Raw genomic sequence first — 11,487 nt, forward strand, 5'->3', positions numbered from 1 at the left:
CTTAAAAGGAGTAATAACTGTGTTGAACCACCTCAAGTTTAAGCAAAATCGTCACGAATTACAAGTTAGTTTCCATTACTTTTACCAGTTATGTTCATTGCTTTATCAGCGTTATTGTCCGCGTAGCGTCATTGAGCGGCGCAACGTTGAACATACTAAAATTACTGATATTAAACTTTTAGCTTTACTGTGCTTACAAGTCACACTGGGAATTCAATCGCAACGCCGCTTCTATTATCTGATGGCAGCGTTTATGCCGCGGCAAATGGTGGTATCACGTTCACGTTTCAACCGCCGCGCGCAACAATTACTGGCAGTAGTCAATGCCATTCGCTCAGGTATCACTAAGGATTATGCTCATTCGGGCGACCTAGCGATTATCGACAGTTTACCCAACCCACTATGTGCCAAAGTTCGTAATTTCAGAGTTAGAATTTTTGCTGGGAAGGCCAACATTGGCTATAATGCCACCAAGAAAATGCCATTTTATGGGTTTAAAACCCACATGGTCGTCACGGCTAATGGCTATATTCTGAATTATGTGATCACGGCAGCCTCAGTTCATGATGCTAAGGTAGCGCCTGAGCTAATTAGCGGTTGTCCTTGTCCCAATATTTTGGCCGATGTTGGTTATGTTGGGAAAAAACTCAAGACCAGTTTTAGGGCCCTAGGCTATAACTTATGGACGCCTTATCGTTCTAATATGAAAGGTGCTAAACAGCATAATAAGCGTCAACTCAAGGCGTTACGGCGGACAATAGAGTCACGCTTTTCAATTTTAGCCCAGCAATTTGGGATTGAAACCAATCTCACCCGTAGTCTATTTGGTTTTCAATTAAAGATTGAATTGACGATATTGGTATACAATTTAGGCTTTTTTGATTTTATGACGAACTAGCACCACGCGTTACATGATATATCTCACACTATTTTAGCATAAATCATTCAGCAGCGTATTGCTTGCATTTTGCCCGATAATCAGTGTAGACTTGCTCTGAGTGATTATGTAAGTGCGCTTTGTAAGTATGTTTCAATTTCTGTCATGAGAACGGCTGCCAGCGTTTATTTAGTCTATTCACTTAATAAACTAACCTGAATTATGTGGTCAAGATTAGAAAGGATGCTCATCAATGAGCCAACAAGCCGAACGCGAATTTAAAAACTTATTGACCGCGAGTGAGTATCAACGTTTACAACAAGCCTACTCATTTACCATACCATTTAAACAAACTAATTTATATTTTGACACTGCAACCCAAGAACTAAAACAACGCGGTTGGGGCCTGCGGTTACGTTTGTTTAAGGATCGCGCTGAGCAAACATTAAAAGTACCAGCGCATGGTGAACATGATTTGTGGGAAATCACCGATCCATTACCTTTATCCGTTGCACAACAGGTACAAATTCAACAACCTAGTCAAGTCAGTCAGTATTTACAAAAATATAATATTGATCGTACACAACTTCAATTGATCGGTTATGCGCAGACTGAACGCCAGCAAGCAATCTTATCGGCGGGCTTATTGGTCCTCGATCGGACTAGTTATGCTGATACTACCTTGGATCACGAGTTAGAGCTAGAGGTGCAAGACACCGCTAGTACATCCACAACTTTCCGTAATTTACTTAATACACAACAAATTGAACCACGCAAAACCACTAATAAAGTCGCACGTGCTGTTGTACATTTTCAAAACATATCACTTGAAAATCAGTATGCAAATCTTGAACGAATGCTTTTTGATTGAAAATTTCATTTATTTTGTTAAAGTATGTTTATGAACTAGTTGAAAATGTTTAGTAAGTTTCAACCAACATGGGGGACGTAATCGTGTTAGAAATCTATTTATTTGTTAATCCATTAGGCGAACAATGCCTAGAGGCAGAACGCTCAGTTTTAAAAGTTGCTGAAGAGCATCATGACACCGTACATTATCAATTTTTACCATTGGTTAATTTACACACTGTAGAAGATGTAATGCAACGGAACCAGCTCAACACGCACGATTTAACTATCCGTAATCAAATCTTTCAAAAAGTTTATGCAGCCGCATTAGATTACAAAGCGGCGCTATTCCAAGGTAAGCGTCGTGGCCAGGAATTTTTAATGGACCTACAGGCCGAGCTGAATTTTCATCATGAACGCTATACTGATGATTTAATCAGTCGTTTAGCCGCTGATAATGGTTTGGATTCAGAAATGTTCCATGAAGATCGCCGTTCTAAATTAACCGCTGAAAGTTTTGAGGCTGATCAACGTATCGCCTGCGAAATGCAAATTCAAAAACACCCTTCCGCAGTCATCTACAATTATGCTGATCCTACACAAGATTATGGTATTATGATTGAAGATTGTGCTTCCTATGAAGTATTAAAACAAGTTTGCCAAGGTAATTATGAAGCTGCATTAGCAGCAAAAGATCCGATTAAAAATCGGCGACAAACCATTCATATTCTTTAAATAACAGTTGTTATAAGCACATGAAAAAGACGCTCTTTATCAAATTCTGTTGATAAAGAGTTTTTTATTTAGATAATCGCTAAAATAGAAAATTGTAATTGGCAGATTGCAAGAAATAACTTGAACAAATTTAGTAACGCAGATTACGCAAAAAGATCTCAATCGGTGTTCGCCAATTTAAACATTTGAGTGGTCGGGAATTCAAATACCAGTTAATTTGAATCAATTCATCATCGGTAATCTCATCAATCGGTTGACCTTTGGGAATGAAGCGGCGTAGTACTCGGTTGCGATTTTCATTACTGCCTCGTTCATGTGGCGAATAAGCGTGCGCAAAGTACAGCGGAACACCGGCCTGTTCTTCAATCAAATTGTAGTTGGCGAATTCTTTCCCATGGTCAACAGTAAGGGTCTTGAGATTATCTCCTAACTGGTTAGCCAATTCTAAAATAGCCTTGGTCATTGAAGTACTATCTCGTCCATTAAGCCGTTTAACGATGGTAAGCCGACTCTTACGCTCGACAAACGTAGCTACTGCTTGACCTTTACGTTTTCCAGATAAAACTGTATCAACTTCGAAGTGACCTGAAGTATTACGATCAGAAATTTCAGCTGGACGATCTTCGATGGAACGTCCATGACTAAAACTACCACGGGTTTCTTTAGATCGTTTGCGACGAATACCATGGTCAGGTAAATCAGTCACATTAATATCCAGTAGTCCCTGATCAATCCAGTTATAGATGGTTTTGTAGGCAATTCTAACTACATGAGCCACTTGTTCAATTGACCATTTTTGGATCTTGATTTTTTCTTCAATCAATCGCTTTAGGTTAGTCGTTAAGATGGTTTTACGACCACGATGACTAAGTTTAACTGCATGGTCAGTTTGAGCCTTAACTGCGTGATACTCACCAGCTAAGCGATGAACCTCATTAAAGATAGTGGTTTTACTAAAGCCTAAATAATCGGCAATATATTGAAGTGAGTGCTTTTCATGATGAAGTGTTTCGATGACAACGCGGTCTTCAAATGATAAAATAGTGGTGCCCATAAAGGTCCTTCTTTCTAGTGGAATGTTGTGGTGATACCATTAAAGACCTTTATGGGTTTTTCTGTCCACTAATATGTTCAACTTAAATTTTACAATCTACCAAATAAAAAAAATCTAAGTTTTATGAGTTTTATTTCTCCAAATTGCAAGAACAAATTAGCCACACGATAAATCCTATTAAATCAGTATTTTCATTAATATTCATATTTTATGGACTTAACTTAACCGGCGGAAGCAGCGGAGAAAAGCTCTTTGGGTGTTTGATAGCCAGTTTGCCGGCGCGGTAAATTGTTTAGCTTTGACTCAACTGCTTGGATATCATGAGGACCCAAAATATCCATGGATAGACCCTTGGGTACATCGCGGCGGATCATTCGATTATGCGCTTCGTTAGTCCCACGCTCAGAGGAACGATATGGATGGGCATAATAAAGGTCAGCGACACCGGTAAGTACAGCGTCAACTTCCGAGAACTCAGCGCCATTATCGGCAGTAACTGACTTCATGATTGATCCGTATTCTTGACAGATCTTGGCCAGCTCATAGTTGACTGAATCGGCATCACGACCATCGATCAAACGTAGAATTTGGCAGCGGGATTGACGCTCGATCAGCGTTAAGATCACACTCTCTTGACCGTTGCGCTTGCCCACCACGGTGTCCAATTCGAAATGGCCGAACTCTTGGCGCTGGTCGATACTTTTAGGCCGTTCATCAATACTCCGTCCGGCCAGACGCTTGTGCTTGATCGAGTGATGATGTTTAGCACGGTGGCGCGTTTTTTCGAGTAGATCAAGATTACGGACTTCAAGTAACTGGGCATCAATATAGTGGTATAGCGTCTTGGTCGAGACCATCTCCTCAGGTTGATATAAGCCTTCAAGTTGGGCCCGTCCTACTGCTGCATCAGGCGACCAACCATCTTGACGCAAATGAGTCGTAAAATAGTCGATAAAATCAGCGACACCGACGAGTTTCAAAGGTCGATGACAGTGGGCTCGATTAGCTTCGTACTTAGCTTGTGCTGTTTCTGGTGAGTATACAGCGTAATATTGGCGTTGACCATTCACTTTTTTTACTTGGTCGATCTCGCCGCGGCACAATTCATTATTGATTGTTTGATGACAAACATTAAGCGCTCTGGCAATTGCACGATTGGAATAGCCTTGGCTGTGCAGCGTAGCAATTCTGCCTCGTTCAAACGAAGTTAGGTGCTGACCTTTTTTTCTGACTGTGGTATTCTGTTCTTGCATCAAGACAATAACCTCTTTCATTGTTTGTGTAGGAACATCAATGATAACAGAGATTTGTCTTGGTGTTTTTTATTTTATCAATTAGCTAAAAGTATTTGGCTAACTTGATTATAAAACGCGCGAGTTTTATTGATCCTTAAATCAGCATCGATACCTTGACAAATACCTTGATTTCTAATACACTGAGTGACAATTGTTTTAATCAGGTGAACAGAGAGATCAATACTGGCTGTGAATTGATCCACTTGAATGGCGTAACATATAGGTTGATCGCGTTATAGATCATTAGAGGCAATTCATTGAATTGCGAAACTTGGGTGGAACAGCGTTGAACAAACGCCCCTAGTGCAAAATAGTCTGCACTGGGGGCGTTTTTAAATACCGAAAAATAGTCACCAGTCGGAAAAATATAAGGAGGAGCTCTCTTATGCAAGATCCACAAAAATTATCACGCTCGCTGAAAAGTCGACATATCCAAATGATCGCCATTGGTGGCGCCATTGGCACTGGCCTATTTTTAGGCTCCGGTACTGCCATTCGTGCTGCTGGGCCATCAATTATCTTGTCATATCTGATCGTCGGCGTGTTCTGTTTTTTCTTGATGCGGGCAATTGGTGAACTACTATTATCCGATACTAGTAAAAGTTCATTTCTCGATTTTGTTAAACTCTATTTAGGCAAACGAATGGAGTTTGTCGCTGGTTGGATCTACTGGCTATGTTGGATCAGTTTGGCGATGGCCGATTTAACTGCTACCGGAATCTACGTGAAATATTGGTTCCCCAGTTTCCCCCAGTGGGCAACACCACTGATCATTATATTAGTTCTCTTGATCACCAATATGGTCAACGTCGGCTTATTTGGTGAAATGGAATCCTGGTTCTCAATGATCAAAGTTGTGGCAATCGTTGCTTTAGTGGTTGTCGGCGTCGTGTTAGCGGTTATCCATTTTCCTGTTAGCACCGGACATGCCGGCTTCGCTAATTTGGTTAGTCATGGTGGTTTCTTCCCAACTGGGGCGGTTGGTTTCTTCATGTCCTTCCAGATGGTCGTCTTCGCCTTTGTTGGTATTGAAATGGTTGGTTTAACTGCTGGCGAAACAACTAATCCAGAAATTAACTTGCCCAAAGCTATTAACAGTCTGCCGATTCGGATCGGGTTATTCTACATCGGCTCAATGGTCGCAATCATGAGTGTTTACCCTTGGAATCACATTACGACCACTTCCAGCCCATTCGTTCAGGTTTTCTCCAGTATTGGTGTTGTCGGCGCGGCTGGCATCTTAAACTTTGTTGTTTTAACGGCCGCAATGTCAGCCACTAATAGCGCTATTTTCAGCACAAGCCGAACGCTACATGCTTTAGCACGCAGCGGTAATGCACCAAAACGGTTCACCAAACTCGGCCGCAATAACGTACCCAACTTGGCCCTACGCTTCTCTTCAGCAATTTTATTTGTGATCGTCATTCTAAATTACTTGATGCCAGCCAGTATTTTCAACCTGATTTCTGGTGTTTCAACGATCAACTTTGTTTTTGTTTGGTTGATTTTACTTTGGTGTCACATTAAATACCGGCAAAAATATCCCCAAGGTTATACCAAATTTAGTATGCCGGGCTACCCAATCACTGATTATCTTAGCATCTTTTTCTTCGCTACTGTACTCGTTTTCTTATTATTCGATCCGAGCACGAGAGTTTCTGTGATCATCGCCTTTGTCTGGTTTGTTTTAATGTTTATTGCTTATGAATGTATGCAGAAAACAAGTCGTAAAGCTTGATCAATACGCAAAAAGGCTTTCTACCAACAGTAAACGAGGTAGGAAGCTTTTTTTGATTAACCAAGTAACGATCCTCACTATACCCGTTCAAATTGCTTGAAAGTGATACGTATAAGTATAGAAATCAGCTTTGACCCACGGCAACGTTAAGCCGACCCGCATTAATTCATCGCCACCAAATATTTGCCCAGAATCTGTTCGATAATTCCGTTTCGGGTCTAGATAATGTAGTTTAAAAACAGGATATTGCTGTGCTGGTTGCACCAATTTTTGAAAAATCAATACATTAAATTCACTTTGATCAGCATTAATGATTAGCCAAGCTTGATAATTAATCGCTGCTGTTTCCAGCCGATAGAACCGGCCAAATTGCATTAGCACGCGGGTCTGTTTGGCTGTGCTGATCTGTTCCATTATTGCTTGCTTTTTATTTTCTGATAGCTTAGTTAAATCCAATTCATACCCCAGATTACCAAATCGCGCAACATCAAAGCGCGTCTGTAAGCTAGTTTGCCGACCGACCTGCTGATTAGGCACCCTACTAACATGCGCACCTAAAGTGATCGGCGGATATAGCAAACTATAGCCATTTTGAATCATAACACGACTAAGCGCATCGGTATTATCACTAGTCCAAGTTTGTGGCATATAATACAGCATTCCCAGATTAAAGCGGCCACCACCGCTGGAACAGCCCTCAAATAAAACATCTGGAAATTCCTTCGTCAGCACTGCTAAAATTCGATACAACCCCAACACATAACGATGCCAAGCTTCGCCCTGCTGTATATCAGCCAACTCAGCTGCGTAGACATCAGTTAAATGGCGGTTCATATCCCATTTGATGTAATCAACTTGCCCAGTACCTAAGTATCGCCGAAAAACAGTGATCAAATAGTCTTGGACATCATTTCTAGTTAGATCTAAAACTAATTGACACCGACTTTCCGTTGCCGGATATGCCGGGACCTGTAAACACCAATCAGGATGACGACGATAAAGATCACTATTACGTGAAACCATTTCCGGCTCAAACCATAACCCAAATTGAAGCCCGAGCTGCCTTATTTGTTGTGCCAATCGACTAATACCGGCTGGAAATTTAGTTTCATCCGCAATCCAGTCACCTAGTGACGATGTATCATCGTTGCGTCCTTTGAACCAACCATCATCCAATACAAATAATTCGATACCTAATTTGGCAGCTTGCCGCGCCAAGTCAAGGCACTTTTCTGCTGTCAGGTCGAAATGCATCGTTTCCCACGTATTGATCAAAATCGGCCGTGATCGTCGTCTAAATTGGGGAGCAACCAAATTTGCTTGATATAAATGTTGAAAATTTTGACTCATCCCATTTAAGCCACTCGTACTATAATTTATGATCACTTCTGGAGCAACAAAGGTTTCCTGTGCCGTTAATTGCCAAGTAAATGTATCCGGATTCAATCCTAGCTGTGCACGAATATTACCATACTGATCCACTTCAACTGCCCCCATAAAATTACCACTATAGATTAAATGAAAAGCGTAAACTTCACCATTATACTCGGTCGTTTCCGGCGCCATAAGCGCGAAAAAAGGTTGATGTTGTGGACTGCTAGTTCCGCGCGCACTTTCAATTTTTTGAATACCGGGATACAGTGGATGTCGGTTTAAATTAGCTTCCTTCGTATGCGCCCCATACAGTGATAGCCAATCAAGTTTTTGCGGAGGTAAATCAAGCGACAGACTTTGACAATTTTCAATCATAACCGGTTGCTGACCACAATTAGTCACTTCTTGATGCGTTGCAATAATATCAAGTGCCTGAAAAATCGTATAAAAAAGGGGCACTTTCACGTTCGCAATCTGGTCAACTAATTCAATTTTCAAAGTTTCCGCTGCAGCTACTTGCTCTACATAGGTTGCTGGTAATCCAGTTAGACCCGGTTTACCAGCTAAAATCTCATAACCGGCGTAGCTTAAGTCGATATGGCGGCGTTGCCCACTTTGCACAATTGTTAAGACAGGTAATCTATAATCACCAGTTCCCCTAGTCGGACAAGCCAAAGGAAGCTCATTGACCGAAAATTTACGGTCAGTTGAATCTGGGTTACTGGCAAAACCCCTGTCAGTCAACCGCAATGAATTACTGTCATGAAAACTGCGAATAGCTGAACCCAAATAACGCTGCAAAACGTATTTCTCACGTATAATCGCCAGCACAAAACTTATTCGGCCATTACTCAAATGAAAACTGGCTTGCCGTTGATCAAATTCAATCATGTGTCGATTTCCCCCAAGTATTATTAAATCTAGAAACTTATTTCTTTACTCAGTATGAAAATATCCTAAAAGACAACACTACTGCGCAACTGACTTTTAGGATAAACACCAATATTAAATTAGCTCAAGAATAAAGGCTTCATACGGCTGAATATTTTCATCCAGCGCACAACGATGCGTATTATTTTTAAGCTTAAAGACAAATTCGGTTGTGACTAACTCCGCCAAACGAGTGATCGGTACGATTTGAGCTGACAGATTAGCAACGATCAACCAACTTTGTTCTGCCGTTACCCGGCGATAAACAAACAACTGCTGATCAGTCGGTAATTCCAATTGATACCGTCCAGTAGTTAAAATTGGAAACTGATGACGTAGCTGAATTAGTTGTTGATAGTATTTAAAAATCGAAGCGTGTTGTTGCCGATCCGTAGCCACATTGATCTGACGATAATTTGGATTTAGTTGAAACCATGGTCGCCCGATGGTAAAACCTGCGTTGGCACTCGTATCCCATTGCATTGGCGTTCGCGCATGATCCCGGCTAAGCTTTTGCGCTGCAGCCAAGAACTCAGTCGCTGTCATCGTCTGATCTTGTTCCACATATTGCCGATAATTGGTCGTGATCTCAATATCTTCATAATCCGCCAATGCAAACGTAGCATTGGTCATGCCGATTTCTTCACCTTGATACACAAAGGGCGTACCCTGCATACCATGTAAAACCGTTGCAAAAGCAGTTGCACTTTGATAACGATATTTTTGGTCGTTACCCCAGCGCGAAACGATCCGCGCACGATCGTGATTTTCAAAGTACAGCGCATTCCAGCCATGATCGCGTAAATTATCTTGCCATTTTGTTAAGCTATCTTTTAATTTTAAAAGATCAAAGTGATCATAATCCCATTTACCATTGACTCCACCAGCTTTACGGTCTGCGCGCATATGTTCAAATGAAAAGACCATATCCAGCTCTTTACGTTCTGGGTCAACAAACTTGCGGACATTTGCTGCTGTAGCCCCAGGTGCTTCACCAACACTCATCATATTAAACGGCGCCAAAACTTCCCGGTTCATTTCTTGAATAAATTCATGTAACCGTGGACCATTATTCTGATCACTTAACACATATGGTCGATTCAGCTTATCTGGATAATCAGTGAAGTGCTGATCTTTAGAGATCGACGAGATCACATCCATCCGCCAACCATCAACACCCTGCGCCTTCCAAAACCGCATCATATCGTAAATCGCTTGGCGTACTAGCGGATTTTCCCAATTTAGATCGGGTTGTTCTTTAGCGTAATAATGCAAGTAATATTGTTGTCGTTCTGGCACATAAGTCCAGGCAGAACCGCCAAAGTTGGCGGCCCAATTATTCGGCTCACTACCATCCGACTTAGGATCACGCCAAATATAAAAATCACTGAAATAATTATGCCGTGATTTTTTACTTTCTTGGAACCAAACCGCTTGATCTGAGGTGTGGTTGGCCACTAGATCCATAACGATCTTTAAATGTCGTTGATGTGCCGCAGCAATCAATGCATACATATCTGCATTAGTCCCAAAGCGCTGATCAATTTGCCGATAATCACTGATATCATAACCGTTATCAATCTGCGGCGAAACATAGATTGGGCTAAGCCACAACGCATCCACACCCAATTGCTGTAAATAATCCAATTTACTGATGATACCTTGTAGATCACCGATTCCATCGCCATTAGCATCCATGAAGCTTTTAGGATAAATTTGATAGATCACAGCATTTTGCCACCACGATTGTGCCATTGATCATACCTCCTTATTTAACGTAATTGTTCTTGTGCCAACAAAAGACAACCGGTGATCCCAGCGTTATCACCTAACTGCACGGGTACGATGTAATCATCTATCGCTGGTGTCGGCACGTAACCGGCTAATTGTTGGGCAAATTGTTGCCTGATCAACGGAAATAACTGCTGTTGCTTCATAACACCACCACCAAAGATGATCATTTCCGGCGATAATGTCACGGTCAGATCAACACAAGCTTGCGCCAAATAATTGGCTTCTAAAGTCCATGCCGGATCATCGCCAGCTAAAGTCTGTGCCTTGCGCTGATATCTTTGTTCTAAAGCTGGCCCAGCAGCTAACCCTTCCAAACAATCCGCATGAAAAGGACAGTGTCCCTGGTAAGTATCAGCTGGATCATGGCGAATCAGCATATGCCCCATTTCGGGATGACCAAAGCCATGCAATAATTGACCGTTGATCACTGCACCGCCACCGATTCCAGTACCAACAGTTAAATAGACACAACTTTTTAAGCCTTGGGCTGCCCCCAGCTTCAGTTCGCCATAAGCAGCTACATTCACATCCGTAGTCCACACATATGGAATATCAAAAGCCTTTTTCATCGTTCCTAAAAAATCATAGTCGCGCCACCCGACTTTAGGCGTGGCTGTGATATAACCGTAAGTTGCAGAGTTAACGGCAACATCGATTGGGCCAAACGAACCGATGCCCATTGCGTCTACTGGATTTTTTTGAAAAAAGGAAATAACTGCTCCCATCGTTTCAGCAGGCGTCGTTGTTGGAATTTGTTCCCGCGCAACAATCGTTAACTGTTCATCGCTGACGGCACATACAAATTTCGTTCCGCCCGCTTCAATTGCACCAATTTTCATTT

Annotated in this window: 9 protein-coding genes; 4 read left to right on the forward strand and 5 right to left on the reverse strand. The window is 41.7% G+C overall.

Features of this window, described 5'->3' with window-relative positions; translation table 11 throughout:
- The first annotated feature begins 19 nt into the window (after positions 1-19).
- From LC20001_RS10145 to LC20001_RS10155, 3 genes are all read left to right on the forward strand, one after another.
- A complete protein-coding gene (locus LC20001_RS10145) occupies positions 20-898 on the forward strand; it encodes an IS982 family transposase (protein ID WP_010500113.1) in 879 nt (292 codons plus the stop codon).
- Between the two features lie 232 nt (positions 899-1,130).
- Positions 1,131-1,748 carry a CYTH domain-containing protein gene (locus tag LC20001_RS10150; protein WP_010010156.1) on the forward strand — a complete coding sequence of 206 codons (618 nt, stop codon included), beginning with the start codon at positions 1,131-1,133 and terminating at the stop codon, positions 1,746-1,748.
- Between the two features lie 83 nt (positions 1,749-1,831).
- Positions 1,832-2,461 carry a DsbA family protein gene (locus LC20001_RS10155; protein WP_010010157.1) on the forward strand — a complete coding sequence of 210 codons (630 nt, stop codon included), beginning with the start codon at positions 1,832-1,834 and terminating at the stop codon, positions 2,459-2,461.
- 130 nt (positions 2,462-2,591) lie between these two features.
- Here the strand turns inward: LC20001_RS10155 and LC20001_RS10160 are convergent, their stop codons facing one another.
- Both LC20001_RS10160 and LC20001_RS10165 read right to left on the reverse strand, forming a co-directional pair.
- Complete coding sequence (locus LC20001_RS10160; RefSeq protein ID WP_099267151.1) at positions 2,592-3,515, reverse strand: IS30 family transposase; 924 nt, start codon at positions 3,513-3,515, stop codon at positions 2,592-2,594.
- 221 nt (positions 3,516-3,736) lie between these two features.
- Positions 3,737-4,768 (reverse strand): IS30 family transposase, encoded by a 1,032-nt coding sequence (locus LC20001_RS10165; RefSeq protein WP_169925069.1) that lies wholly within the window; start codon positions 4,766-4,768, stop codon positions 3,737-3,739.
- A 427-nt stretch (positions 4,769-5,195) separates the two neighbouring features.
- On the opposite strand from LC20001_RS10165, the gene LC20001_RS10170 reads away from it, so the two are divergent.
- A complete protein-coding gene (locus LC20001_RS10170) occupies positions 5,196-6,548 on the forward strand; it encodes an amino acid permease (RefSeq protein WP_010010158.1) in 1,353 nt (450 codons plus the stop codon).
- 87 nt (positions 6,549-6,635) lie between these two features.
- Here LC20001_RS10170 and LC20001_RS10175 read toward each other — a convergent pair whose 3' ends face one another.
- The 3 genes from LC20001_RS10175 to LC20001_RS10185 form a co-directional block, all read right to left on the reverse strand.
- Entirely contained in the window at positions 6,636-8,813 is a 2,178-nt protein-coding gene (locus LC20001_RS10175; RefSeq protein WP_010010159.1) for an alpha-galactosidase, read from the reverse strand.
- A 114-nt stretch (positions 8,814-8,927) separates the two neighbouring features.
- Positions 8,928-10,607, reverse strand: coding sequence for an alpha-glucosidase (locus LC20001_RS10180; RefSeq protein WP_010010160.1), 1,680 nt, complete (start codon positions 10,605-10,607; stop codon positions 8,928-8,930).
- Positions 10,608-10,624: 17 nt separating this feature from the next.
- Positions 10,625-11,485 carry an ROK family protein gene (locus LC20001_RS10185; RefSeq protein WP_003678873.1) on the reverse strand — a complete coding sequence of 287 codons (861 nt, stop codon included), beginning with the start codon at positions 11,483-11,485 and terminating at the stop codon, positions 10,625-10,627.
- Positions 11,486-11,487: the final 2 nt, after the last annotated feature.

Source organism: Loigolactobacillus coryniformis subsp. coryniformis KCTC 3167 = DSM 20001, from assembly GCF_002706425.1.
GTDB lineage: Bacteria > Bacillota > Bacilli > Lactobacillales > Lactobacillaceae > Loigolactobacillus > Loigolactobacillus coryniformis.